The organism is Bradyrhizobium sp. LTSP849, assembly GCF_000938255.1.
GTDB lineage: Bacteria > Pseudomonadota > Alphaproteobacteria > Rhizobiales > Xanthobacteraceae > Bradyrhizobium.
Genome location: NZ_JYMR01000056.1, coordinates 158414 through 184299 on the forward strand (window position 1 = coordinate 158414; position 25886 = coordinate 184299).

At 64.9% G+C, this 25886-nt stretch carries 27 protein-coding genes; 18 read left to right on the forward strand and 9 right to left on the reverse strand.

The window, feature by feature from the left end:
- Positions 1-131: 131 nt before the first annotated feature.
- The 9 genes from UB31_RS37900 to UB31_RS37940 all read left to right on the forward strand — a co-directional run bounded on the left by UB31_RS37900 (position 132) and on the right by UB31_RS37940 (position 9466).
- Positions 132-1268 (forward strand): ATP-grasp domain-containing protein, encoded by a 1137-nt coding sequence (locus UB31_RS37900; protein WP_045014480.1) that lies wholly within the window; start codon positions 132-134, stop codon positions 1266-1268.
- Positions 1265-2155: a succinate--CoA ligase subunit alpha gene (locus tag UB31_RS37905; RefSeq protein WP_045014481.1), complete on the forward strand. Its 891-nt coding sequence runs from the start codon at positions 1265-1267 to the stop codon at positions 2153-2155. The genes UB31_RS37900 and UB31_RS37905 overlap by 4 nt, the downstream gene beginning before the upstream one ends.
- A 34-nt stretch (positions 2156-2189) precedes the next feature.
- The gene (locus UB31_RS37910) at positions 2190-3395 is read left to right on the forward strand and encodes an FAS1-like dehydratase domain-containing protein (protein ID WP_045006800.1); all 1206 of its coding nucleotides are present in this window, start codon (positions 2190-2192) and stop codon (positions 3393-3395) included.
- Between the two features lie 79 nt (positions 3396-3474).
- Positions 3475-4674, forward strand: coding sequence for a CaiB/BaiF CoA transferase family protein (locus tag UB31_RS37915; protein ID WP_045014482.1), 1200 nt, complete (start codon positions 3475-3477; stop codon positions 4672-4674).
- On the forward strand, positions 4671-5861 hold the full coding sequence (locus UB31_RS37920; RefSeq protein ID WP_045014483.1) for a CaiB/BaiF CoA transferase family protein: 1191 nt from the start codon (positions 4671-4673) through the stop codon (positions 5859-5861). The genes UB31_RS37915 and UB31_RS37920 overlap by 4 nt, the downstream gene beginning before the upstream one ends.
- A 23-nt stretch (positions 5862-5884) precedes the next feature.
- Positions 5885-6736, forward strand: a complete 852-nt coding sequence (locus UB31_RS37925; RefSeq protein ID WP_045014484.1) for an HTD2 family dehydratase — start codon at positions 5885-5887, stop codon at positions 6734-6736.
- 58 nt (positions 6737-6794) lie between these two features.
- On the forward strand, positions 6795-7622 hold the full coding sequence (locus UB31_RS37930; RefSeq protein WP_082078788.1) for an ABC transporter ATP-binding protein: 828 nt from the start codon (positions 6795-6797) through the stop codon (positions 7620-7622).
- Entirely contained in the window at positions 7619-8410 is a 792-nt protein-coding gene (locus tag UB31_RS37935; RefSeq protein WP_045014485.1) for an ABC transporter permease, read from the forward strand. Before UB31_RS37930 ends, UB31_RS37935 begins: the two co-directional genes overlap by 4 nt.
- Positions 8411-8449: 39 nt before the next feature.
- Positions 8450-9466, forward strand: coding sequence for an ABC transporter substrate-binding protein (locus UB31_RS37940; RefSeq protein WP_045014486.1), 1017 nt, complete (start codon positions 8450-8452; stop codon positions 9464-9466).
- A 33-nt stretch (positions 9467-9499) separates the two neighbouring features.
- Here the strand turns inward: UB31_RS37940 and UB31_RS37945 are convergent, their stop codons facing one another.
- Both UB31_RS37945 and UB31_RS37950 read right to left on the reverse strand, forming a co-directional pair.
- A complete protein-coding gene (locus tag UB31_RS37945) occupies positions 9500-10075 on the reverse strand; it encodes a cysteine hydrolase family protein (protein ID WP_045006794.1) in 576 nt (191 codons plus the stop codon).
- Positions 10072-10758: a GntR family transcriptional regulator gene (locus UB31_RS37950; RefSeq protein WP_045006793.1), complete on the reverse strand. Its 687-nt coding sequence runs from the start codon at positions 10756-10758 to the stop codon at positions 10072-10074. Before UB31_RS37950 ends, UB31_RS37945 begins: the two co-directional genes overlap by 4 nt.
- Before the next feature lie 112 nt (positions 10759-10870).
- Here UB31_RS37950 and UB31_RS37955 point away from each other — a divergent pair, with 112 nt between their 5' ends.
- The 9 genes from UB31_RS37955 (at position 10871) to UB31_RS37995 (ending at position 19036) form a co-directional block, all read left to right on the forward strand.
- Entirely contained in the window at positions 10871-11668 is a 798-nt protein-coding gene (locus UB31_RS37955) for an HpcH/HpaI aldolase/citrate lyase family protein (protein ID WP_045014487.1), read from the forward strand.
- A 92-nt stretch (positions 11669-11760) separates the two neighbouring features.
- Positions 11761-12966, forward strand: coding sequence for an ABC transporter substrate-binding protein (locus UB31_RS37960; RefSeq protein ID WP_045014488.1), 1206 nt, complete (start codon positions 11761-11763; stop codon positions 12964-12966).
- Positions 12967-13048: 82 nt separating this feature from the next.
- Positions 13049-13798, forward strand: a complete 750-nt coding sequence (locus tag UB31_RS37965) for an SDR family NAD(P)-dependent oxidoreductase (RefSeq protein ID WP_045014489.1) — start codon at positions 13049-13051, stop codon at positions 13796-13798.
- A 4-nt stretch (positions 13799-13802) separates the two neighbouring features.
- Positions 13803-14708 carry an NAD(P)-dependent oxidoreductase gene (locus UB31_RS37970; RefSeq protein WP_045014490.1) on the forward strand — a complete coding sequence of 302 codons (906 nt, stop codon included), beginning with the start codon at positions 13803-13805 and terminating at the stop codon, positions 14706-14708.
- Positions 14709-14710: 2 nt separating this feature from the next.
- Entirely contained in the window at positions 14711-15601 is an 891-nt protein-coding gene (locus UB31_RS37975) for a branched-chain amino acid ABC transporter permease (protein ID WP_245306138.1), read from the forward strand.
- Positions 15588-16568: a branched-chain amino acid ABC transporter permease gene (locus UB31_RS37980; protein WP_045014492.1), complete on the forward strand. Its 981-nt coding sequence runs from the start codon at positions 15588-15590 to the stop codon at positions 16566-16568. Before UB31_RS37975 ends, UB31_RS37980 begins: the two co-directional genes overlap by 14 nt.
- The gene (locus UB31_RS37985) at positions 16565-17350 is read left to right on the forward strand and encodes an ABC transporter ATP-binding protein (RefSeq protein WP_050044944.1); all 786 of its coding nucleotides are present in this window, start codon (positions 16565-16567) and stop codon (positions 17348-17350) included. Before UB31_RS37980 ends, UB31_RS37985 begins: the two co-directional genes overlap by 4 nt.
- Positions 17343-18080 (forward strand): ABC transporter ATP-binding protein, encoded by a 738-nt coding sequence (locus tag UB31_RS37990; protein WP_045006786.1) that lies wholly within the window; start codon positions 17343-17345, stop codon positions 18078-18080. Before UB31_RS37985 ends, UB31_RS37990 begins: the two co-directional genes overlap by 8 nt.
- Positions 18081-18097: 17 nt before the next feature.
- A complete protein-coding gene (locus UB31_RS37995; protein WP_045014493.1) occupies positions 18098-19036 on the forward strand; it encodes an SMP-30/gluconolactonase/LRE family protein in 939 nt (312 codons plus the stop codon).
- Positions 19037-19108: 72 nt separating this feature from the next.
- Here UB31_RS37995 and UB31_RS38000 read toward each other — a convergent pair whose 3' ends face one another.
- The 7 genes from UB31_RS38000 to UB31_RS38030 form a co-directional block, all read right to left on the reverse strand.
- A complete protein-coding gene (locus UB31_RS38000; protein ID WP_045014494.1) occupies positions 19109-19822 on the reverse strand; it encodes a phosphoribosyltransferase in 714 nt (237 codons plus the stop codon).
- A gap of 13 nt (positions 19823-19835) precedes the next feature.
- Positions 19836-21068: a Zn-dependent hydrolase gene (locus tag UB31_RS38005; RefSeq protein ID WP_045014495.1), complete on the reverse strand. Its 1233-nt coding sequence runs from the start codon at positions 21066-21068 to the stop codon at positions 19836-19838.
- Positions 21061-21846, reverse strand: a complete 786-nt coding sequence (locus UB31_RS38010) for an ABC transporter ATP-binding protein (RefSeq protein ID WP_045006782.1) — start codon at positions 21844-21846, stop codon at positions 21061-21063. Before UB31_RS38010 ends, UB31_RS38005 begins: the two co-directional genes overlap by 8 nt.
- Entirely contained in the window at positions 21843-22616 is a 774-nt protein-coding gene (locus tag UB31_RS38015) for an ABC transporter permease (RefSeq protein WP_045006781.1), read from the reverse strand. The genes UB31_RS38010 and UB31_RS38015 overlap by 4 nt, the downstream gene beginning before the upstream one ends.
- Before the next feature lie 72 nt (positions 22617-22688).
- A complete protein-coding gene (locus UB31_RS38020; RefSeq protein ID WP_045014496.1) occupies positions 22689-23633 on the reverse strand; it encodes an ABC transporter substrate-binding protein in 945 nt (314 codons plus the stop codon).
- A gap of 106 nt (positions 23634-23739) precedes the next feature.
- The gene (gene hutC, locus UB31_RS38025) at positions 23740-24465 is read right to left on the reverse strand and encodes a histidine utilization transcriptional repressor HutC (RefSeq protein WP_045014497.1); all 726 of its coding nucleotides are present in this window, start codon (positions 24463-24465) and stop codon (positions 23740-23742) included.
- Entirely contained in the window at positions 24462-25820 is a 1359-nt protein-coding gene (locus UB31_RS38030) for a formimidoylglutamate deiminase (RefSeq protein ID WP_045014498.1), read from the reverse strand. The genes hutC and UB31_RS38030 overlap by 4 nt, the downstream gene beginning before the upstream one ends.
- Between the last annotated feature and the right edge of the window lie 66 nt (positions 25821-25886).

A 25886-nucleotide genomic window follows, 5' to 3' on the forward strand; every position in this document is an offset into this window, starting at 1 on the left:
TATTAAGCGTGCCGGTTCCACTCGAAATGAGCGGATTCGGTCCCGACCACAGCTAAATCGACAAAATACGATGCCTGCTCCCTAAGAATTGGGACGGAAGGCGTGTTGACACTGCATTTTGATAATGCATTATGCATTTTATGTTAGTCACTGAAGCCCATGGCAAGGTGCTGCTTCGCGCCGCTGCCGTCGCCACACCTTCAAGTCAGGAATTGCGCTCGCTCGACGAGGTCAGGGCCTGTCGCATCGATCTTCCCGTCGCCGTGAAGGCGCAGGTCGCCGCGGGCGGCCGCGGCAAGGCCGGCGGCATCCGCAAGGCGAGCTCGGCCGCCGAACTCGAAGAGGCGTTCGGCGCGATCATGGCGATGCGGTTTGCCGGCGAGGCGCCGGCATCCGTGCTGGTCGAGACCTGGCTCGAGATCGAACGTGAGCTCTATCTTGCGGTCGCGATCGACAGCCGCGTCGGCGGTTTCAACGTGCTGTATTCGCCGCGCGGCGGCGTCAACATCGAGGACGGGCCACCACCGCTAAGCTACCCTGTCGGGCTCGCGCGCAATTTCCGCGCCCACGTGTTTCGCGGTCTGCTCGAGCCGGTCGAGCCCGACGCCAGGGTGCGCGAGCGCGTGATCTCCGTTGCGCGGCGTCTGCTCGACATCGCGCTGGCGAACGAATGCACGACGGTGGAGATCAACCCGCTGGTCGTTGCCAAGAGCGGCGCACTGGTCGCGGCCGATGCCAAGATCGTCCTCGACGAGGCCGCGGCCTTCCGCAGGGCGGAGACCGCCGCGGCGATCGCGACGACGCGTGAAAAGGCCGACCGCGGGATCAGGCTGTGCGAGGAAGCCAATCTGATGCTGGTCTGGCTCGACGGCGAGATCGGCCTGATCTCGGGCGGGGCCGGCATGACGATGGCCGCGATGGATGCGATCGACAGCGCCGGTGCGCAGCCCGCCTGTTTTCTCGACGTCAGCGGCAATCCGACGCCTGCGGGCTTCGGGCTCGCCTTCGATCTGCTGGACCGCGCCCCGAAGGTGAAGGGAATTCTCGTCAGCATGTTCGGCGGCGGACTGCACACCGATCGTGTGGCCAAGACCCTGGTCGAGCTTCTCGGCAAGCGGACGTCGGTAAAGCCGGTGACCTTGCGGCTCAATGGCACGCGCAGCGACCTCGCGACGACCATCCTTCGCGATGGTGGGCATCAGAACCACGCCACGCTGGAGGCGGCTGTTGCCGACATCGTGAAGCGAGTAGCGGAGGTGCGGCGATGAGCATTCTCCTGGATGCCGATGCGCGCATACTGATCGTCGGCATTACCGGCAAGTTCGGAACGTTTTCGGTCAAGGACCTCGCGCAGAGCCAGACCCAGGTCGTCGCCGGTGTGGCGCCCGGGCGCAGTGGTCAGACCATCGCGGGTGTTCCAGTGTTCTCCTCCGTCGCGGCTGCAATGACCGAGACGCACGCTAACGCCGCACTGATCTATGTGCCGGCCGTCGTCGCACTCGATGCGGTGCTGGAGACGGTCGAGGCCGGTTGTCCGCTGATCGCCTATCCCGGTGATGGCCTGCCAGTGCTGGACGCGATGGAAATGCGCGCGGCCGCGCTTGCGCATGGCGCGTATCTCATCGGCCCGAACTCGCCGGGCCTGATTTCTCCCGGCAAAGCCAAACTCGGTTTCATGCCGTCGTTCTGCTACAGGCCCGGACCGATCGGCGTGATCTCGCGCAGCGGCTCGCTGTCCTATGAAGCATGCTTCCGCCTGTCGCAGGCCGGCCTCGGCCAAACCAGCGTCATCGGCATCGGCGGCGATCCCGTGCGCGGCGTCAACGCGGCGGAGGCGATCGCGCTGTTCCACGACGATCCGGAGACACGCGCCATCATCTATCTCGGCGAGATCGGCGGTTCGGAAGAATATGCGCTTGCTGAATATGCGGGACGTCCAGACGCCAAGCCTTCGGCGGCGCTGCTTGTGGGGCGCACTGCACCTGCCGGCAAGAAGATGGGGCATGCCGCCGCAATGATCGGCTCCCACGCCGAGAGCTGGTCCGCCAAGGTCACAGCGCTCGATCGCGCCGGCGTCGTGATCGCGCGCGACCTGGACGGTCTTGCCTCCGCCGCCGCAACAGCGCTGGCCCGCGCGATGAAACCCGCAGCTTAGCAAACCTCAACTCGTACAGGGATTGGAGACGACAATGGCAGACGTGATGGAAAAAGAGGTCGGTCACGCACCGGCGGAGGGCAAGATCACCGACGAGGCGATCGCGCAGGCGCGCGGCATGATCGGTCTTCAGCTTCGCCCCGAGGGGCCGTATCTCCAGGACGCAACGGAAGACACCATCCGCAATTTCTGCAACGGCATCGGCGATCTCAATCCGCTGTATCGCGACGCCGAGCATGGCCGCCAGAGCCGTTACGGCACGAATGTCGCTCATCCGATGTTTCCGATGGCGTTCGGCTGGATCGGCCGCACCCGCTGGGGCCTTCCCGGTGTGCACGGCTTCTACGCCGGCAACGACTGGGAGCTGTTCCGCCATATCCGTCCCGGTGACCGCATCACAGCGATCGAGCGCGTTGTCGGCATCGAGGAGAAGGAAAGCAAGTTCTCCGGCCGCCTCGTGCTGCAATATGTCGAAGCGACCTATTCCAACCAGCGCGGTGAGATGGTGGCGCGCGCGCTCGGCACTTGCACGCGCCACGAGCGCAAGGCCGCGCGCGACGCCGGCAAGTACAAGGACATCAAGCCTTACGAATACACCGCCGATGAATTCGCCGCACTCGACGAAGCCATCCTGAAGGAGGACGAGCGGATCCGCGGCGCCACGATGCGCTATTTCGAGGACGTCAACGAAGGCGACGAGTTACCGCCGATCGTGCGCGGTCCGCTCTCGCTGATGGACACGATGGGCTTCCTGGTCGGCTGCGGCCGCGGCCACACCCACGGCATCGTGCTGCAATCGGCGGTCAAGCATCCCGGCCATTTCTTCCGCAATCCGGAGGCCGGCGGCGGCATCGAATATACCGGCATCGGACATCACCGCGAGTCGGTGGCGAAGGAGGTCGGCGTCCCCGGCACCTACGATTACGGCCCGCAACGCTCGTCCTGGCTCGCTAGCCTTGTCTCCAACTGGATGGGCGATGCCGCCTTCCTGAAGCGCGTGCGGACCGAGATGCGGCGCTTCAACACGATGGGCGATTCCACCTGGTGCAAGGGCAAGGTCGCCAGAAAATACGTCAAGGACGGTTTTGCGCTGGTCGATCTCGACATCCGCGGCGAGAACCAGCGCGGCGAACTGACCACGCCGGGCCTTGCGACCGTGATGCTGCCGTCGCGCGATGTGAAAAACAATGTGTTCTTCGATGGATCCGGGCTGAATCTCGAGCTGCCGACGATCCGCTAAAGCGGACGCAAAGAATATCCGGGAGCATGCACATTATGCTCCCGGGCGTCGGCCCATAACAACAAGGGGAAGCGTTGCCATGACGGACAGGGCTGTTGCGCCGCTGTTGGCGGGAGTGACCATCGTCGAAATCTCGCGCGGGGTCGCTGCGGGCTATGCCGGCCGTCTTCTCTCCACGCTCGGCGCCGAGACGATTCTCGTCGAGCCGCGGGATGGCAATCCGCTTCGTCACGAGCCGCCGATGCTTCCTCCAACCAACGAGGCCAGCGCGCTGTTCGCTTACCTCGCGGCGGGGAAGAAGAGCGTCGCTTGCGATTTCGAAACGCCGGCCGGGCGGGCCGAGTTGTCCACTTTGTTGGCGGCGGCTGAAATTGTCATTCACGATCTCCGCCCTGAGGAGCGCATCAGGCTGGAGCTCGACGAAGAGGGCCTCCGGGCGCGCTACCCGAAGCTGGTCGATGTCTCGGTGCTGCCCTTCGGCGCCTTCGGACCGAAGGCCGGCTGGCAGGCCGAGGAGATCAACCTGATCCACGCATCCGGCGAGGGCTTCCTGCTGCCCAATGGACTGGCTGCCGAACGCTTTCCCGATCGTCCGCCGCTGAAGGTCTATGGTCACTTCGCCGAATACCAGGGCGGCGTGGTCGCTGCGCTCGGAGCGCTGTCTGCACTGATCGGCCGAGAGCACGGCGGCGCCGAAAGCGTCGACGTCTCGGTGCAGGATGCCGCGCTCGCCGTGGGCGCATTCGCGCTCCAGCGTCTTGGTGACGGCTCGCTGGAGCACCGCCGCACGCGCTCGTTCAAATATGGCGGCGTGCTCGAATGCGCCGACGGTTATGTCGAGCTCCTGACGCTCGAGGAGCGGCAATGGCGCGGCCTGGTCGAGCTGATGGGGCGTCCCGACTGGATGCAGGATCCCGCGCTTGCGGACTCGCTGGAGCGGAGCCGCCGCGGTGCCGAGATTAACCGTGCTATTCGGGCCTGGGCGCTCGAACAGCGGACCGCCGATGTCGTGGCGCAGGCGCAAACGCTGGGCGTCCCCATGGCAAAATATGCGAGCCCCGCCGAGGTGCTTTCCGGTGCGCATGAGCGCGCGCGGCACCTGTTCCAGCCGGTTGAGATTCCCGGTGCGGATCGTTTGCCAATGTTGTCGGCACCATTCCATGTCGATGGCGCGGCACCGACGCTGAAGGCCGGGCCGCCGCGGCTCGGCGAACATCAACATTTGCTCACGTCCAGGCGTCGTCGCGACCAGCCGGCCGTCACCGCGGAGGTGTCATGAAGCCGCTCGCCGGAGTTCGCATCGCCGATTTTACGCTGCATGCCGCGGGGCCATTCTGCACGCACATGCTGTCGCAACTGGGCGCCGAGTGCATCAAGATCGAAAGCGCAGCGCGGCCGGACATCTTCCGCAAGCCGCATCCGGTCTACGGCCGGATGGGACCTGCGAGCTTCGACCAGGTCGCGTCCAACAAGCTCTCGGTGCGCATCAACCTGAAGGATGCAAGGGGCGTCGCACTGGCCAAGAAGCTGGTCGGCGTCAGCGATCTCGTCTGCGAAAGCTTCCGGCCCGGCGTGATGGAGCGGCTCGGTCTCGACTACGCGGCGCTGGCGGCGCTGAAACCGTCGGTGGTGATGGTGTCCGTCTCGTCGTCGGGGCAGAGAGGACCAGATTCGCACTTTGCGGGCTACGCGCCGCTGTTCGGCGCCTGGGGCGCGCTCGGCTATCTCACGGGATACGAGGATGGTCCGCCGGTCGAGATGCGGCATGTGATGGACCACAGCATCGGCATGAATGCGGCAATGGCGGCGGTGGCCGCGGTCTATCGCCTTCGCCGTACCGGACGTGGCGGCCATGTCGACGTGAGCGCACGCGAGGTCGCCTGCTCGCTGGTCGGTGAGGCGCTGCTGTTCGCAGCTTCCGGCGGCGAGCCCGCGCGTATCGGCAATGATCATCTGCGGATGGCGCCGCATGGCGTGTTCCGGACCCGTGACGAGGATCGCTGGCTGACCATCGCGGTGCGCTCGGACGACGAATGGCGGATCCTGGTGAGGCTGATCGATGCTCCGTATCTGCTGGCCGATCCGCGGTTTCAGTCTGCCGCGGGCCGCCACGAGCACCGGCGGACGCTGCATGGCGAGATCGAGCACTGGACGATGACATGCGAGGCGGGCGAAGCCGAGCGAATGCTTCAAGCCGCGGGGATCGCCGCACATATCTCCTGCAACATGGAGGACATCGCGCACGACCGCCATCTGCGTGATCGCGGGACCGTCGTCGATGTCGAGGACACGACCGGGCATCAGCGTGCCGCGCTGAAGGTGCCGATCCGCTTCTCGAAGTCCGATGCCGGGATGGCGCGCGGTACGCCTCGGCTTGGCGAAGACGAGGATTACGTGTTCGGCGAGCTGCTCGGCTTAAGCTGCGAGGAGCGCCAAAGCCTGATCGACCAGCAGGTGATTTACTGACCGTTTGAAGTGGAGTTGCCGTCATGAGCGAGAGCGCAGCACTGGCCGGAGAGGACTGGCAGGCCTGGGTCGGCCGCAAGGAGACGATCCGCGAGCGGATCGCGCCGGATCGTGTCGCAGCGCTCGGTGCCACGCTCGGCATCGAGGGAAACTATGCGGCCGGCGCGACCTTGCCGGCCGGGTGGCACTGGATCTTCTTCAACCGGTTCATGCCGCGTCACGAGCTGGGAACGGACGGACATCCCAAACGCGGCGGATTCCTGCCGCCGGTGTCGCTGCCGCGCCGCATGTGGGCCGGTGGGCGGCTCACCTACCACAAGCCATTGACCATCGGTGGCGAAGGCGTGCGCGAGAGCACCATTCTGAAGGTCGAAGCCAAATCCGGGCGGGCCGGAAAGCTGGTGTTCGTGACCGTCAGCCACAGCATCGCCTGCGACGGCACGCTCTGCGTAACTGAGGAACAGGACATCGTCTATCGCGAAGCGGCCGCGCCAGGATCGCCAGCACCTGCGGCCACGCCGGCTCCGCCTGACGCGGTTTGGTCGGAGGAGTTTCGTCCCGACACGGTGCTGCTGTTTCGCTATTCGTCGCTGACGTCGAATGGACATCGCATCCATTATGACCAGTCCTACGCGCAAGCGGAGGAGAACTATCCTGATCTGGTCGTGCATGGGCCGCTGACCGCGACGCTGCTGCAAGGCTTTGCTGAGCGGCATGCCGGAAAGCCGCTCAGATCCTTCGAGTTCAGGGGCGTCTCGCCGCTGTTCGTGAGTTCGCCGTTCAGGCTGGAAGGGAAGGGCGATGGGAGCGCGCTCGACCTCTGGGCCGGCGGTCTCGGCGCGGCGCTCGCGATGCGTGCGGCGGCCCAAGTCTGACGACACGATATCGAGACGGGATCAAGAACAAGAAAAAGATACAAGGGAGGTCCAGGCAATGAGATCGGTACACCTGTCCGTTGTCTCCGCGCAAAGTTGCGAGGCGCAGCGCCGGTCCGCTGTCGAGCTGCGCGGGGTTGGCAAGACCTTCACCTCGCGCACCGGCCAGGTCGAGGTCCTCCGTGGTCTGAACCTCTCGCTCCAGGACGGCGAATTTCTCGCCATCGTCGGTCCGAGCGGTTCGGGCAAATCGACGGTGCTGAATCTGCTTGCGGGCCTCGATCAGCCGACCTCTGGTGCGGTGTTCTGCCGAGGCGAGCCGGTCGCGGCGGTCAATACCGGGATCGGCTATCTCACCCAGCACGACAGTCTGCTGCCATGGCGAACCGTGGAGCAGAACATCGCCGTCCCGCTGGAGCTCCGCAACATCGGCCGCACGGAGATCGCTGCGCGCGTGCGCGACCTGATCGCGCAGGTCGGCCTCGAAGGCTTTGAGCGGCACTATCCGAGCCAGCTTTCGGGCGGCATGCGCAAGCGCGCGATGCTGGCCCGCACGCTGATCTACGATCCGCCGGTGCTGCTGATGGACGAGCCATTCGGGCCGCTCGACGCCCAGCTCAAGCTGGCGCTCCAGGCCGAGCTTTTGAAGCTGTGGTCGGCGCATCGCAAGACGGTGGTGTTCGTGACCCACGACATCGTCGAAGCCATCACGCTCGCCGATCGTGTCCTGGTGTTCTCGTCGCGTCCTTGCCAGATCAGGCTCGACGAGCCGATCGCCATTCCGCGACCGCGCGAGGTGCACGAGGTGCGCTTCCATCCCGCATTCGAGGAGCATTATCGGCGGCTCTGGACAGCCCTCGAACCGCCGGCGAGGCGGCCGTCATGAGCACACAGGCGCTGTCCGAGACGCAAGCCGAACCGACGCTCGGTCTATCCGGTCGCGTGTGGCTCTATCGCGCGATCTTCGTGGTCGTCATGCTGACGGCCTGGCAGTCCGCATCGGGAACGCTGCTTGATCCGTTCTGGGTGAGCAGCCCAGCCGCCATATTCAGGACGCTGGTGGCATGGACCGCGAGCGGCCAGCTCGGCTATCACCTGCTGATCACCTTCAAGGAAACCGCTGCCGGATTCGTGCTGGGAGCGACGGCCGGCGTTCTGTTTGCGCTGCTGGTCGGCGCGAACGACACCTTGCATCGCACCGTCGATCCCTTCGTCACGGCGATCTACGGCGTACCCAAGGTCGCGCTCGCGCCGCTCTTCATCATGTGGTTCGGCATCGGGCTCGCGCCGAAGATCGTGCTGGCCGCCATCAGCGTCTTCTTCCTGGTGTTCTTCTCGACCCTGCGCGGTGTGCGCGAGGTCGACCTGAAAATGGTCGATGCGCTCCGCACCATGGGTGCAGGTAAATTCGCGACCCAGCGCATGGTGATCTTCCCGTCTGCGCTACCGTGGTTGTTTACGGGGTTAAAGCTCGGCTTGCCCTACGGCTTCGTCGGCGCGGTCGCAGCCGAGATGATGGCCTCCAATGCCGGCATCGGCTACCTCACGCAGAACTCAGCGGGCCAGCTCGATACCGCCGGCGTGTTCGCCGCGCTGTTTGCGCTGATGGTTGTGACCACCCTGCTGAACGAAGCGCTCGGAAGATTGGAGAGCTGGATCTTTCGCTGGCGCTGAAGGAGACGCGACTACAACAAAGAAACAAGGGAGGACATCATGATCACGCGTCGCACGATGCTGGGCGGTATTGCCGGAGGTGCGTTGATCGGCTCGGCCACGCGAAGCCTGTCGCAAGGTGCAGGCGGCAAGCCGGTCACGATCGCGATCGGCGGCTACACGTTCGCCTATCTGCCGTTGCTGGTGGCGACGGCGGCCGGATTCATGAGAGACGCCGGCCTCGACGTCTCGCTGATCGATACCGGCAGCGGCACCAACAGCATGGCGGCGATCCTCGGCGGCAGCGTCGACGTCGCCGGCTTGGTGATGAGCGACGTGATCCTTGCGGTCGCCAAGGGCCAGAAGATCAACGCCTTCGCTCCCTTGATGTCGCAATATGCGAGCGATGCCGTGATCAGCCGGAAGACCGCCGAGAAGATCGGCCTTGTACCGGAGATGCCGCTGAAGGAACGCATGGCCCGCATGAAGGGCCTGACGCTCGCGATCTCCGGCCGCGGCAGCGGCACCGACAAGATCTGGCGCTATCTGCTGTCGCTTGGCGGACTTGATCCGGAGAAGGATGCGAGCCTCACGGTCGTCAAGCTCGACAAGATGTATCTTGCACTGCGCTCCGGCCAGATCGACGGCTTCAACACCACAGCACCCGCGAACAACCAGGCGGTGGAGGAGGGCCTTGCCGTCTGGGCAGCGCGCCCGTCGCATGGCGAGGTGCCCGGCATCGAGAATTTTCTCTACACCGTGCTGTGCGGCAGGCCGGATTTTCTCGAAAAGAACCCGGATGTCGTCGCATCGCTTGTCCGCGGCATGACCAGGGCGTCGGAATTGATCCGCAGCGATCCCGATGCGGCCGGCCAGATGCTGCGCGATCGGTATTTCCAGCAGACTGACCTCGCGCTGATCAAGCACACGGTGTCGGATCAACGCATGACCGTCGCGGTGCCGCCGACACTGTCGGAGCAGCAATTTGCGTACAACATGGAGTTCGAGCAGAAGTTCAGCGACGCCGTGCGTGGCGTCACCTATCAGCAGGCGATCAATCCACGCTGGCTTTCGTAGTTCGCCTTCCCTCCCGGGGGAGAAGGGAGACCGTCAGCCGAAGCTCACATCGGCGCTGTTCTTGATGGCGGCGAAGCGGCCGAGGCAGCGCAGGGCGCTGTCGTGCTCGTCGGTGGTTCCGCCGGCGCAGCAGTCTTCCAGCACCGTGCAGGCATAGTCGCGGTCGTGGGCCTCGCGCGCGCCGGTGTGCACCACGCCGTTGGTGGAGACGCCGGAGAGAAACAAGTCGGTCACGCCGTGGGCGCGCAGGATCGGCTCCAGCGACGTGCCGTAGAACGGGCTGACCCGGTGCTTGACGATGTCGAATTCGCCGGCTTCCGGCGTGAGGTCGGGATGCACTTCCGTGCCCCAGCTGCCGAGCTTGAACATCCCGGCGCCGCGGGCGCGAGAAAAGATCGGCGAATTGGGCGGGCATTCCCGGTAGTCGGGCGAAAATCCGACGCGGACATAGCCGATCAGCACGCCGGCCGCGCGCGCTTTCGCGATCACCGCCTTGGTGCGGCCGAGCACGTCACGCTCCTTCATCAAGGGAACGTAGCTTTTTGCTCCACCTCCGTTCTCGTGGACGAGGTCGTTCAGCATGTCCATGACGAGCAGCATCGGCTTCATAGCGTCTCTTTCTCAGAGCTCTTCGACTTGACGGGAGGCTCGGACCTGGTTGCCGGCATGCTGTTGCGAAGCTCGGTCCAGCCGGTCTCGATGTGCTGCCGCATCGTCAGCATCGCGCCTGCGGCGTCGCCCTCGATCACGCTCTTCAGGAGCTCGTTGTGCTCCTTGGCGGCGCGCACCGCCCGGCCGCCGATGCGGTTGATGACGTCGAACGGATATTGCGCCCACAGCACCTGCACGAAATGTAACGTTTTCGGCAGCCGCGCGAAATCGTACATGCGCCGGTGGAAGCGATAGTTGATGCCGCGCGCCGCCGTGCTGTCGTTGGCGAGCGCCGCGTCCTCGAACTGGCGCGCCAGCTGGCGCAGCTCCGCGATCTCCTCCGCGGTGATGTTACGCACGGCGCTTTCGACCAGCTGGGTCTCAAGCGTGATCCGCAGCTTCAGGATCTCGGTGGACGCCTCGACGTCGAACGGCGCCACGGTCGCGCCGCGATAGGAGTCGCTTGCGAGATATCCCTCGGCCTCAAGCAGCTTCAGCGCCTCGCGAACCGGCGTGATGCTGATCTTGAGTTCCTGCGCGATCTCGGTCTGCTTCAGCCGGGCGCCGCGCGGCAGTCGCCCCGAGATGATGCCCTCGCGGAGATAGTCAGCGACCTGCTCCTCTTTCGTCCGATATTCCATTGAATGCCGCCGCCCGTGACCGATTTGCCCCGCGACTACCATAGACGCGCCCTATGGAGGAGAGTAGAAGTACAAACGATAATGCATTATGCATAATCGAGGTTGATGCCGGATGTCCAGCTCTTTGTCCCGCTCCTTCCTGTTCGTCCCTGCCAACCGCCCCGAGCGTTTCGACAAGGCGGCAGCCTCAGGCGCCCACCAGGTCATTCTCGACCTCGAAGATGCGGTGGCACCGGCCGAGAAGGAAGTCGCGCGCGGCTTCGTCGCGCAATGGAGCGGGCGGGCCGACGCGGTCGTGCGCGTGAACGGCGCAGACAGCACTTTTTTTGCCGCCGACATGGAGATGATGCGCCGCGCCGGCGTGGCCAAGCTGATGCTGCCAAAAGCAGAGCCGGCCTCGATCGAGCGTCTTGCGGCATCGCTGGACGGACCGCGCCATGTCATCGCGCTGATCGAAACAGTCAGGGGTTACGCGGAGCTCAGGCGCATAGGTGCGAGCGGGCTGGTTTCGCAGCTCGCGTTCGGCAACCTCGATTTCGGCATCGATTCCGGCGTGACCGAGACAACGCAGGAGCTCGACCCTGTCAGGCTGCAAATCGCCCTGGAGTCGCGGCTGGCCGGATTGCCGCCTCCGATCGACGGCGTGACCACGTCGTGGACGGATCCTGCGGCCTTCGGCGCGGCGGTCGGTCGAGCCAAGGCGCTCGGTTTCGGCGCCAAGCTTTGCATCCATCCGGCCCAGGTCAAGCCGGTCAACGATGCCTTCCTGCCGACCGCCGATGAGGTCGCCTGGGCCCGCCGTGTGATGGAGGCTGCGGACGGCGCGCGCGGCGGGGCGGTGGCGCTCGACGGCAAGATGATCGATGCACCCGTCATCCGGCGCGCCGAGCTGATCCTCTCAAGCGCGTAGGTTTCGATATAATGCATAATGCATTTTCTCTTGACCCTGTAAGTTCGTCCCTCTAAAGATCAATGGATAAGAACAGATATCGGGGAGGGCCCATGAAGAGGCGTGACTTTCTCAGGCTGTCGGGCGCTGCCGCATTGGCATCGGCTTATCCCGGCACGTCGGTCCTCGCCGATGAGATCGGCGTCGATGTTGCCGCCAAGACCATTACCATCGGCGGCTTCACCCCCGTCACGGGACCCGTCCCGTTCTATGCCATCCTGACCCACGCGGCCGACGCCTATTTCAAGAGCGTCAACGAGGCCGGCGGCATCAAGGGCTGGAAGATCAACTATGTGACGCTCGACGACGGCTATGATCCCGCGCGCAGCGTTGCCGCGGTCCGGCGCCTCGTCGAGGACAACCACATCTTCGCGCTCGTCGCCGCGGTGGGGACGGCAACCAACGTCGCCGTCATTCCCTTTGCGAAGGAAAGCGGCCTTGCGATGATCGGGCCGATCGGTGGCGCCAGTGCCTTCTTCGCCGAGCCCAATATTTTTCCGCTGCTGCCCGACTACGGCTGGTCGGCCGCCTCGAATGCCGAGTTTGCCGTCAACGACCTGAAGCTGAAGAAGATCGCGCTGCTATGGGAGAATGACGAGCTCGGCCGCTCGGCCAAGCGCGGCTTCGATCTCTTCATGGAGGCGAACAAGCTCACGGCGGCCGAGTCGGTTCCGTTCGAGGTGAAGACCACGGACTTCACGCCGCATATCCGCCGTGTCGCCAATTCGGAAGCGCAGGCGGCGATCCTGTTCGGCTCCAATGCCAATCTCGCGGCCGCGCTGAAGGCGGCCGACCGCCAGGGCGTCAAGCTGACCTGGTTTGCGCCCTTCTTCACCGCCGATCCCGCGACCTACAAGCTGACCGGCGATCTCCTGAACGGCGTCTACTTCTCGTCGTGGCTGCTTCCGGTCGACAGCGCCGAGCCCGAGATCAAGGCCTATCGTGAAGCCGTCACGAAATACTATCCGAGCGATCCGGTCGGCGTGTTCGGCCTCAACGGCTGGAGCAATGCCGCGCTGTTCGGCAGCATTTTCGGCGCGCTGATCGACAGCGGCAAGCCGATCACGCGGGCCAATCTGGTCGAGGCCGGCAACACGCTGAGCAATGCCTCGGTCGGCGGCGCGCGCAAGGTGACCTTCACCGGCTCCGATCATCGCGGCACGCGGCAGGAAGCGATCCTGCAAGCGCAGGGCTCCTTCGTCATGGTGCGTGACTTCAAGCCCTATCCGGCCGTGGCCTTCGACGCCAAGCCGGCTTGAGCCGAACTTTTCAGCGGGTAGCCGCAAGACGCGGTCGCCCGCTGCTCGTGTTAACTACGAAGAAAAACAAGGAAAATACGACATGGCTGGATCGCCCTTGAGCGGGCCCTCGCGTCTCGACGGACAAACTGCCCTCATCACTGGAGCTGCCGGCGGTATCGGCCGCGCCGTGGTTGCGGTTTTCTGCGCAGCCGGCGCCGACGTCATTGCCACCGACATCGTCGCCGATGGCGGCAAGTTTCCCGAAAAAGCAAGCTATCGTCGCTGCGACGTGACGGATCGCGTGGCCACCGAGAAGCTGATTGACGAGGAGCTGAAGGCGCGCGGCAACATCGACATTCTCGTGCTCTGTGCCGGCAACATTGCCAATACGCCGCTGTCGCAGTCGACCGACGAAGAGTGGGAGAGGATCCTCGCCGTCAATCTGATGGGCACGGTCAATCCCGTCCGCAAGCTCTATCCCGTTATGGCCGAGCGTGGCTTCGGCAAGATCGTGGCGCTCGGCTCGATCGCGGCCAAGATCGGTGGCGTCGCTTCGGGGCCGGCCTATGTCGCGGCGAAATCGGCCGTGCACGGCCTGATGAAATGGGTCGCCAAGAACGGTGCCGGCAAGGGCGTCTATGCCAACATCATTGCGCCCGGTCCGGTCGAGACCCCGATGTGGGCGACGGTCACTGACCGCGCCGCGCCGTCGCCGAATGGCAACGTGCCTCTGGGAAGGTTCGGCCAGCCCGAGGATATCGCACAGAGCATTCTCTTCCTCTGCTCGCCGGCGTCGAACTGGATCACCGGAACGGTGCTCGACGTCAACGGCGGCATGTTGATGGACTGACGCCATGAGCACAGCAGAAACCATCGGCTTCATCGGGCTTGGCGTCATGGGCGGTCCGATGTGCCGCAACATGGCGAAGAAACATCCCGGTCGCGTGCTGATGCTCGACCGCGATGCGGCCGCGCTCGCGGCGCTCTCCGACACCAAGGCGGAAGCGGCAACGTCACTTGAGGCGCTCGCCGCACAGGCCCAGGTCATCTTCCTGTCGCTGCCCGGTGGTCCGCAGGTCGAAGCGGTCTCGGCTGCGATTGCACAGGCTGCACGGTCGGGGACGACGATCGTCGATCTCAGTACCACGCCCGTTGCCTTGGCGCGTAGCGTGGCGGATCGCCTGAGGGCCAAAGGCCTCGACTTCGCCGATGCGCCGGTGGCGCGCACGCGCGAAGCGGCGCAACGCGGCGAGCTCAGCATCATGGTCGGCGCCGAGGCGGCCGTGTTCGCGCGGGTCAAGCCGCTGCTCCACTACATTGGCTCCGACGTAACCCATTGCGGCGAGGTCGGCTGCGGCCAGGTCGTCAAGCTGGTCAACAATGCGCTAGTGTTCGAGCACACGCTGGCGCTTGCCGAGATGATGGTGATCGGCGAACGCGCGGGCGTGAAGCCGGAGACGTTGCTGAGCGCGGTGTCGAAAGGGTCTGGCGACAGCTTCGTGCTGCGCAATCACGGCACCAAGGCGATGCTGCCGCGAAATTTTCCGGAAAAGGCCTTTCCGCCGGAATACGTGCTGAAGGACCTCGACTATGTGCTCCAGCTCGCCGCAGACACCGGCGTCCGTCCGGCCCTCGCCGAGCTCGCGCGCCGTTACTATGACGCCGCATGCCGGCAGGGGCTCTCGGGGCGCTACTTCCCCGGCGTGATCGAGTTCATCGAGAAGGGCGGGGCTCCCGACGATGGGCAGGCAAAGGTGTGAGCGTGGCGGGAATTTTCAGGGACATCCTGCCGCTGCTGTGGTCCGGCATCATCTCCGGCTGTCTCTACGGCGTCGGCGCGCTCGGTCTCGTCATGGTGTTCAAGAGCTCGCGCGTCGTGAATTTCTCGCACGGCAATCTCGCATGTCTCGGCGCCTTCGTGGTTTATGGCTTGTCCAGCGGCAGTCTGCTGAGCCTGTCCTGGGGCAGCGCGGTTGCACTGGCGCTCGGGATTGCCTGCGCGGTTGCGGTCGCAAGCTATGCCCTGATCGCGCCGATCGTGTTCAAGTCCGATCTGGCCTCCACGATCGCGACGCTCGGTGTCGGGCTGATCCTGCAAGGCGCCGTTCAGCTCATCTTCGGCGCCGACATCGTCAATCTCGACCTGCCGGTGCCACGCTTCAATTTCAGCCTGGGCGCGATCCGCATCTCCTCCTACGATCTCGCCGTCCTTGTCGTCACGCTCGCGATCGTCGGCGGCCTGTACGTGATCATCGAGCGCACCAAGCTCGGTGTCGCGTTCCGCGCGGTGTCGACCAATCCGTTCGCCTGCGAAGTCTGTGGGCTCAACCTGCGCTCGGTTCATCTGTTCTCCTGGCTTGCGGGCGCCGTCCTCGGTCTCGTCGCGGCATTGCTGATCGTCCCGACGACGTTCCTGAGCTCGACGACGGTGCCGTCCTTTATGTTGCAGGCCTTCACCGCCGCCGTGGTCGGTGGCTTCTCCAGCCTGCCGGGTGCGGCCGTCGGCGGCATCCTAGTCGGCATCGCCATGAACATGTTCTCGTTCTACGTCTCGCCGGAGTTCATGAATACGTTCCTGCTCGGCGTGATCCTGCTGACGCTGAACTTCTTCCCCAACGGGCTTTTGGAGAGGGCGATCGGTGGCCGTGTCTGACCTCGCGCACGTCTCCAAGGCCGGAGTTCCGGCCCGCGCTGGTCACGTCGATTTGGCGCGCCTGTCTGTGCTGGCCTTGGTCGCGGCCCTGTTGCTGCTGCCGCTCCTTGCCGGCGGCTTCCTGCTCTACAGCCTGTCGCTGTGCTTTGCGAACGCGCTTGCCGTTCTCTCCGTAAGCATGCTCGTGCGCTATGGCGGCGAGGTGTCGATCGGGCACAGCTTCTTCGTGGCGCTCGGGGCCTATACGGTCGCGATCGTCGAGCACCGGCTGGGTATCTCGATCGCCGTGAGCCTGCCGCTGGCGGCATTGCTCGGCGCCGGCGCCGGTTTCGTCTTCGCATTTCCGTCGCGACGGTTGTCTGGAATCTATCTGGCGGTGGCGACTATGGCGCTCGCACTGGCGCTGCCGGAAGTCCTGATCGGCTTCGAGAAGTTCACCGGTGGCTTCGAAGGCCTCTATATCGCGCAGGACCTGATCCCCGGCGTCTCGAAGGCGTTGCAGCACTACTACATCGCGCTCGCCGTGCTGGTGGCAGTCAGCTTGGCGCTGGCGCATTTTCGCAAATCGGCGCAAGGGCTGGCGTTGCTGATGGCGCAGGCGCAGCCGCGTGCGGCCGAAGCCATGGGGATCACAAGAAGCTGGGCGCGCGTCTCCATCTTCACGCTGAGCGCGGCGCTCGCCTCGCTCGCTGGCGCCTTGACGGGTTTTGCGTCCTCGACGGTCTCGCCCAACAGCTTCACCTTTTTCAGCGGCGTCTTCCTGCTCGTCGGATCGGTCGTCAGCCTCAACGGGCTGTCGCTGTCGGCCGCACTCGTCGGCGGCGCCTTCATCACGCTGGTGCCGACCTATCTCGCGAAGGCCGGCGACTGGGTTCCGGTCCTCTATGGCGTGGCACTCGTCGTGGTGACGCTGGTGGCGAATGCCGGCGATCTGCGCCGCTTCCTGCCGCGCGGGAGAGCGCGATGACGGACGTCGTCTCCAGCGACGGATTGGTCGCGGAAGGCATCTCGCTTGCCTTCGGCGGGCTCCAGGTGCTCAGCGACGTCTCGATGATTCTGCGGCCCGGCGTGATTACCGGGCTGATCGGACCGAACGGGGCGGGCAAGACCAGCCTGTTCAACTGCCTGAGCGGGCTTTACCACGGCCAGCGCGGCCACAGCAGCTTCGCTGGCGCGTCGTTGAAGGGGCTCGGCCCGGCGCAGCGGGCTGCATGCGGCATCACCCGCAGCTTCCAGAATCTGGCGATGTGTCCCGACCTGTCGCTGCTCGAAAATGTCCTCGTCGGCCTCACCTTGAAGCGGCGGTCGGGCTGGTTCAGCGCCTTCGTGCCGACACCGTCGCAACGGCTCGACCAGCAGGAGGCCGAGCGCCGCGCCATGGCGGCACTGAACGAGCTTGGCATCGCATCTGCGGCGCATGACAAGCCGTCGGACCTGCCGCCGGGAACGTTGCGCCTCGCCGAAATCGCGCGCGCCATCGCCAGCGAGCCCAAAGCGATCCTGCTGGATGAGCCGGCCGCCGGGCTGAATGCGGTCGAGACGCGCGACCTCACGCGCGCCCTGAAGCGCCTGATGCGCCCCGACCTCGTGCTCCTCGTCGTCGAGCACGACATGGACCTGATCATGGAACTCTGCGAGCAGATCTATGTGCTGAACTTCGGCAAGATGATTGCGAGCGGGACGCCCGCCGAAATTCGCGCGCATCCGGACGTGATCCGCGTCTATCTCGGAGACGATTCCGATGACTGAGCTGTTTTCCGTGCGCGGACTCTCGGTCAGCTACGGTGCGGCGCGCGTCGTCGAGAACATTGATCTTGCCGTTCCAGAGAAGGGCGTGGTGGCGCTGCTCGGCGCCAACGGCGCGGGCAAATCGTCGGTGCTCAAGGCCATCGCAGGCCTGGTGCCGGCACACGGCGAGATGCGCTTTGCCGGCGAGGATATCGGCGCGCTCGCGGCGCGGCAGCGCGTCCGGCGCGGCATCGTCTATGTTCCCGAGGGCCGCCAGATCGTCGGCTCGCTGACGGTCGCCGAAAATCTCCTGCTTGGCGGCTTCTTTCTCGATGCGCGCATGCAGCGGCAGCGGCGTGATCTCATGCTGGACTTGTTCCCGGAGATCGCCAACCGCCTGAAGTCGCCAGCCTGGATGCTGAGCGGCGGCGAGCAGCAGATGCTCGCGATCGGGCGCGGCCTGATGAGCGCGCCGCGGCTGCTTCTGCTCGACGAGCCCTCGCTGGGACTGGCGCCGCTGCTGATCCGGCGGGTATTCGAGCGGCTGGTGGCGATCAAGCAAGACACCGGGCTTGCCATCATGCTGGTCGAGCAGAATTTCCGCATGACGATGAAGGTGGCCGACGAGCTCTATTTCGTCCGCAATGGCGCCATCGTGGGCCATCGCAGTGCGGCAGACCTCGCCACGGCGGCGAGCCGGGCTGAGGTGGTGGAAGCCTATCTGGGTGCCGGTCAGCCGACGCCGGCATAAGGACATGGAGTGACGAGATGCCTCTTGAGGGCAGAGAGATTGCGAACGGGCTGGCGTTTCCGGAAGGGCCGATCGCGCTCGCCGACGGCAGCGTCATCGTCGTCGAGATCGAGGGCGGCCGGCTCACGCGCGTGCTTCCGTCCGGCCGGAAAGAGGTCATCGCACATCTTGGCGGTGGTCCGAACGGCGCCGCCATGGGTCCGGACGGCAAATGCTACGTCTGCAACAATGGCGGCTTCTCCTGGCACAAGGACAGAAGCAACTTCGTCCGTCCGACCGGTCGCGCCGAGGATTACACCTCGGGCCGCATCGAGCAGGTCGATCTCGACACCGGCGCGGTCAAGACCCTCTACGACAGTTGTGGTGGTGTTCACCTGAAGGGGCCGAACGACATCGTTTTCGATGAGAAGGGCGGCTTCTGGTTCACCGATCTCGGCAAGACCTATGGCCGGCTGATGGATCGTGGCGCGGTCTACTATGCGCGGACCGACGGCTCGATGATCCGCGAGGCGATCTTTCCGATCATGACGCCGAACGGCGTCGGGCTGTCACCGGATGGGCGTACACTCTACGTCTCCGAGACCGAGACCAGCCGGATCTGGAGCTACCCGATCGTCGGCGAAGGCGAGGTCGCAAAGGAGCCCTGGCCGTCGCCCAATGGCGGCCGGCTGCTGCACGGCCTGCCGGGCTATCAGCGTTTCGATTCGCTCGCAGTCGAGGAGAGCGGCAATATCTGCGTCGCCACGCTCGTGCGCGGCGGGATCAGCGTGTTCTCGCCGGCCGGCGATCTGCTTGAATTCCGCGAAGCCGACGAGGTCTATTGCACCAACATCTGCTTCGGCGGCGCCGACATGCGCACTGCCTTCATCACGCTCTCCGGCACTGGTCGGCTGATGGCGGTGGACTGGCCGAGGCCCGGCCTCGCCCTCAACGATCCCCGCACCGCGCGCAGATAGAAGCGCCGACCCCGCTGACTGTGCCGTGACGGCAGTCGCCGCCTTCCGTGACGACGATCGATACCCGATCAATCAGGGAATGGTGGGCTGGGTCTCGATCAGCGGCATCCAGCCGGCATCGCTACGCTGGAACAGCGGGCACCCGTAGACCGCGCGAACCGGAAGCGCCGCGGCAGATGCCTCCCAACGATTGGTTTGCTTCATGGCGACGACCATGCCGGCAATTTCGGCGCCGATTGTCTGCAACAGACGTATGGCGGCAATCGCGGTCGCGCCGGTGGAGATCGCATCATCGACCAATACCACCCGGCGGCCTTCGATCAGGGGCAGCAGGTTCGGATCCAGCCGCAACTTTTTTCCAGCCTCGGGGCTGGTGATTGAAGTCACAGGCTCGGACAGCGCGTCATCATACCAGAATTTGCGCGAATATCCGAGCGGGACATAGCGCGACTGTCCGAGCCGCTCGGCCACCAGCGCCGCGAATGCAAGACCGAGGGTTGGTAGTCCGACAATGATCGCGGCGTCGAGTGCGCGCGCCTGTGTCGCCATATGGTCTGCCAGCGCCCCGACAACGAGATTTGAGGCCTGGTTGGCGATGAGGGAAGCGACAGCGCGATCGCCGTCGGGCAACCGGCGCAGCGGCAAGACGAGGATGCGGCCGCAAGGCAGCGCCACGGGATAGCCGAAGCGGTAGGGAGGCGTTGCCGAGAAGCGTGCGGGAATCTCTGGCGTCAGATCCTGCCAATAGCCGGTTGTCGGCTCGGTATAAGACTCGCTCGCGGCCATGACGACGGTCCGCCTAACCGCCGAGGATACGCCGGCACGCGTCGACGAAGACCTGCGCGCCCGTCGCGATATCCGCGTCGTTCGTGTTCTCGGTCCAGTGATGGCTGATGCCACCGATCGACGGCACGAACAGCATGCCTGCGGGCATGATGCTCGCGAGCATCTGCGCATCGTGGCCGGCGCCGCTCGGCATACGGAGGGACCGTCCACCAGCCAAGGCCTTGCTCGCGGCCTCGATCGCATCCTGAAAGCCGGGGTTCATCATCGCAGGTGCACCAGTGCGCAGCTTCTCTACGGAGGCGTTGCAAGGGCCCCTCGCGTTGACCTCATCCGCCATGGTCCGGAGCAGATCCTCAAGCCGCGCAATGACGGAAGGATCTTCATCGCGGATCTGAAACAGCATTTCGGCGCCACCAGGAATGATGCTCGGCGCGCCCGGATCGAGCGTGATGCGGCCGGTGGTCCAGACCGTGCGCGGTCCGCACGCAGCCGGGAAACGCTCGTCGATGGCCACGCAGAACTTGGCCAGCGCGAGGCCTGCATCCTTGCGCACGGCCATGCGCGTGGTGCCGGCGTGGTTCTGCTCGCCGGTGAAATTGATGCGGTACTGCCAGATGCCGACGATGGAGGTCACGACGCCGATCGCAAGCTTGCCGCTTTCGAGCGTGTCGCCCTGCTCGATATGCGCCTCCAGATAGCCGACGTGCCGTCCCGGCTCGGCGGTGATGCGCGCGCGTCCGGCGAGCCCCATGTCGCCGAGTGCGTCGCGCATGGTGCGGCCATTGGTGCGGTCGCGTGCCGCGTCGATCTCGGCCTCGGTCACTTGCCCGACATAGGAACGCGAGCCGAGGAAGCTGCCGAAATGACCTTCCTCGTCACACCACGCGGCGACTTCGACCGCGCCTTTCACGAATGGATCGTTATTGAGCACGCGCGCGGCCTCGAGCGCGTAGACGACGCCGAGCGGGCCATCGAGCCAGCCGGCGTAGTTCTGGCTCTCCAGATGCGAGCCCGCGAGAAGTTTTGGCCCGGCCTTCGCACTCTTCCCAAAAACGTTACCAATGCCGTCGATCGTCGCGATGAGGCCAGCTTCGGCTAGCTTTTGTGCCAGCCACTCCAGCGACTGCTTGTGCGGTTCGGAGAAGGTCGGCTTGTGTACACCGGTCTTGTAGGCGCCCACGGCACGGAGCGCGTTGAGATCGGCGAGAACGCGCTCGCCATTGGCGTGCGGCTGAGAGTCAGGCATGTTCGGCAACCTTTAGCGCTTCGGTGCGGATCTCCTCGACCAACCGTTCCTTCAGTTGGACGAATTCGGGCGTGGTCTTGATCTTGTAGGAGCGGGGATGCGGCAGGTCCACCGCGATCTCGGCCTTGATCCGGCCGGGACGCGCGCTCATCACGACGACGCGGCTGCCGAGGAAGATCGCCTCCTCGATATCGTGCGTGACGAACAGCACGGTCTTCTGGTCGCGCTCCCAGATTGCGAGCAGCATCTCCTGCATCAGCGCGCGGGTCTGGTTGTCGAGCGCACCGAAGGGCTCGTCGAGGAGCAGGATCTTGGGATCGTTGGCGAGCGCACGCGCAATGGCGGTGCGCTGCTGCATGCCGCCGGAGAGCTGCTTTGGCCAGTGGTTTTCGAAGCCGGACAATCCGACCTGGCGGATGAAGGCATCGGCGATTCTGTGCCGCTCGTCTTGCGAAACGCCGCGCTCGCGCAGGCCGAAGGCGATGTTCTCGCGCACGGTCAGCCAAGGAAACAGCGTGTAGGACTGGAACACCATGCCGCGATCGGCGCCCGGTCCGGTCACCCCGCGTCCGTCGAGCGTAACACGTCCACCGGTCGGACGATCGAGGCCGGCGACGATGCGGAGCAGCGTGGACTTGCCGCAGCCGGAGGGGCCGAGGATGGTAACAAAATCGTTGTTGCCGATGACAAGATCGGTCGGCTCCAGCGCCTTGGTCGGCGCGTTGCCGTGGCGGGCGGGGAAGGTTCGAGAGACCTGCTCTATCTTCAGCGTGGTCATGCGAGCTTCCAAGGAAACAGCCAGGCATTGAAGCCCTTGAACAGGAAGTCGGAGACGAGGCCGATCAGGCCGATCACGATGATGCCGAAGATGATCTGGCCGGTGTTGAGCAGCGCCTGGCTGTCGGTGATCATGTGGCCGATGCCGGAGGACGATCCGATCAGCTCGGCGACGATGACATAAGTCCAGGCCCAGCCCAGCACCAGCCGCAGGATCTCCGCGATCTCGGGCGCGGAGGAGGGCAGCAGCACGCGGCGGATGATGCCGCGGTCGCTGGCCCCCAACGTATAGGCCGCTTCCACCAGATCGCGCCGGGTCGCGCCGACCGTCACGGCGACCATCAGGATGACCTGGAACACCGAGCCGATGAAGATGACGAGCAACTTTTGCAGTTCGCCAATGCCGGCCCACAGGATCAGCAGCGGAATGAATGCGGACGCCGGCAGATAGCGCGCAAAGGACACGAAAGGTTCGAGGAACGCCTCGACCGGCTTATAAGCCCCCATCAGCACGCCGAGCGGCACCGCGACGATCGCCGCCAACGCAAAGCCGCCGACCACGCGCCAGACGGTCATGCCGATGTCGAACAGGAAGCCCTGCTTTGTCAGCAGGTCAAACCCCTCCTGCACCATGGTCAGCGGGTTGGCGAGAAAGGTCTTCGACACATGGCCGCCGAACGTTGCCCAGGACCAGAGGGCGACGAACAGCACGAAGAACGCGAGGCCATAAGCCACGCGCTGCCTCGATGTCACGGAATCCAGGGGGCGCATCAAACTGTCTATCCGGGAAGTGGACAAGTCTGCGGCCCCGCCGCGAGACGGGGCCGGCAGCTCCTGAGAGGGTTACTTGATGTAGCTTGCGTCGAAGAGCTCCTCGACCTTCGGCGCGGCCTTGATGATGCCGATCTCGAGCAAGAGATCTGCGGCTTCCTTGTTGAAGGTCAGGAAATCGCCGGCGAAGAACTTCTGGTTCGCGGCCTTGTCCTGCCAGCGCAGATACTTTGCCGAGTTGCCGAACGCCTCGCCGGTCTGCTTCACGTCGGCGCCCATGATCTCGTAGGCCTTGGCCTGATCCTTGGCGATCATATCGAGCGCCTCGAAATAGCTGTCGGCGAGCGCCTGCGCGGCCTTCGGGTTCTCGCTCAGGAATTTTGGCGTGCAGCCAAAGGTGTCCATGACGATGGGGTAGTCCAACGTGGTCGCGATGATCTTGCCCTTGTCGGGTGCGGCGCGTACGGTCGACAGATACGGCTCATAGGTCATCGCGGCGTCGTTCTGGCCGGAGACGAAGGCCTGCGCCGCTGCTGCCGGCTCCAAATTGACGACGGTGACGTCCTTCACCGTGAGGCCATTCTTCTTGAGCATCCAGGCCAGTGCGAAATAGGGCGAGGTGCCCGGCGCAGACGCTGCGACGGTCTTGCCCTTCAACTCCTTGATCGCAGTGACGTCAATGCGCACGGCCATGCCATCAGCGCCAAAACTCTTGTCGAGCTGGAAGATCTGCTTGGTTGCGACGCCGTTGGCGTTCCAGGAGATCCAAGTCTCGACCGTCGTCGCGGCGCATTGAACGTCGCCCGAGGCGATGGCGAGGTGGCGGTCCTTCTGCGGGATCTTCTTGATCGTGACGTCGAGGCCGTTCTTCTTGAAGATGCCAGCCTCCTTCGCGAGTGTCAGCGGCGCAAAGCCGGTCCATCCGGAGATGCCGACGCCGACCTTGACGTCGTCGGCGAGCACCGGAGTGGAGGCAGCGAGCGCAATGATTGTCGCAAATACTTTCGAACTACGCATGATAGTCGTCCTCTTGCCGATCGATGAATTGATGTCCTGTTGATCTCTGTCGGCCCATCTGGACCGTTGCCCGAACCGTTGCACGATTTGTGCCGACATTGCTCCCTCAGCCTCCCTTGAATCGGGCGACAAGGCGGTGAGAGTCACCGGGATAAAGCAGCCGTACCGCGGTGATCGTGCGTGCGCCGCGCCAGGTATAGCGGTCGATCACGAGGCAGGGCGCGCCGACGGCGATGTCGAGCGCTTCCGCCGCATGATCATCCGCAACAATGGCGCTGATCGTATGCTCGGCCTCTGTCCATGGGACATGATGAAGCAGCCATGTGCCCGGCGGCTCGCGCGCGAAATCCGCGGTCGCAGCATTCGGCACGGACGACAGATCGATCAGCCTGTCCTCGACGGCAAAGGGCACGTTGTCGGCGCTGTGGCGGCAGGCGATCGCGACCACCTTGCCGGCCTTCTTGACGCCAAGACGATCGCGATCGGCGGCAGTCGCGGCGCGCAGCTTGCGATGCATCAGCTCGTAGCCATAGCTGCGGCCGAGTGCGGTGATCTCGGCGCGGATGTCGGCGATCTTGAGCACTGCCGACTGATGCTGCGGCCGGCACACGAACGAGCCGGCGCGCCGCCGCCGCTCGATCAGGTCGGCCTGTGCGAGTTCGGACAGCGCCTTGTTCACGGTCATGCGCGAGCAGCCGTAGCGTACCACCAATTCGTGCTCGAACGGAATGCGGTGACCCGGCGGCCATTCGCCGGTCAATATCCGCTTCTCGATGTCGGCGCGGATCCGCTTGTAGAGCGTCGGCTCGGCTGCGTCGGTGGCGAGGCTCATGCGATAAGCCTCCGCACCGATGCGTTGAAACGCTCGCGTGCGGTCTGGCGCAATCTGTGCCGGCCGCCCGCGACCACCTTGTTGCCGCCGGCCCAGACGCAATCGATCGCGCCGCTGCCGGCGGCAAAGATCCAGCCGTCGATGACGGCATCGCGCGAACGTCCTGCCAGCGACGGATGCGCGCCGTCCAGCGTGACGATGTCGGCGCGCGCGCCCGGCGCGAGGCCGACGATCTGCTGTCCCAGCGCCCGCGCGCCGCCCGCAAGCGCGTGATCGAACAGGGTGCGCCCCGTCGATGCGCCCGCGCCTCTGGAAAGCACATTACGCGCGCGATGCTTGAGGCGCTGACCGTATTCGAGCTGACGCAGCTCGTCGGCGACACCGATCAGCACGTTGGAATCGGTGCCGACGCCGAACCGGCCGCCGGCGTCGAGAAATTCTCGCGCCGGAAAAATGCCGTCGCCGAGGCTTGCCTCGGTGATAGGGCAAAGGCCCGCCACCGCGCCGGTCTTTGCGAACGCGACGACTTCCTCGCTCGTCGTATGGGTCGCGTGAATGAGGCACCAGCGTTGATCGACAGGCGCGTGCTCCAGAAGCCACTGCACCGGCCGCCGCCCCGACCAGGCCAGGCAGTCTTCGACTTCCTTGACCTGCTCGGCGGCATGAATATGCACCGGCCCGCCATCCGCGAGCGGGATGATAGCCGTGAGCTCGTCCGGGGTCACCGCGCGCAAGCTGTGCGGCGCGATTCCGATATTGGCGCCCGGCAATGGGCTGATTGCTTTGCGCGAGGCGTTCATCAGCGCAGCAAACTGATCGACCGAGCAGGTGAAGCGTCGCTGGCCGTCATGTGGCGCTGCGCCGCCGAAGCCGCCGTGCGCATAAAAACTCGGCAGCAGCGTCAGTGCGATGCCGGACGCCTCAGTCGCCTGGGCAATGCGCGCAGCCATTTCGCCGAGATCGGCGTAAGGCGAGCCATCGCGATCGTGATGCAGATAATGAAATTCGCCGACGCGGGTAAAACCCTGCTCCAGCATCTCGACATAAAGCAGTGTCGCGACGGCGGCGACGTCATCCGGCGTCATTGCCAGCGCAAAGCGATACATTGTCTCGCGCCAGGTCCAGAACGTGTCGGTACTGTCGCCGCGCAGCTCGGCCAGCCCCGCCATGCCGCGCTGGAACGCATGGCTGTGCAGGCTCGCAAGTCCCGGAAGCGCAATTTGATGGCGCTCGTCGCCGGCGGCCGGCGCCACGCCCGATGTCACCTCGGCGATCGCGCCGTCGGTGACGACCACCTGCACGTCATTGGCCCAGCCCGAGGGCAGGAGCGCGGAGGCGAAATGCAGTCGGGTCATGATCACACGCCGGCTGGACAGAACCGCCTTACGATTATATGTCTAGACATATAAGTCAAGCATCCC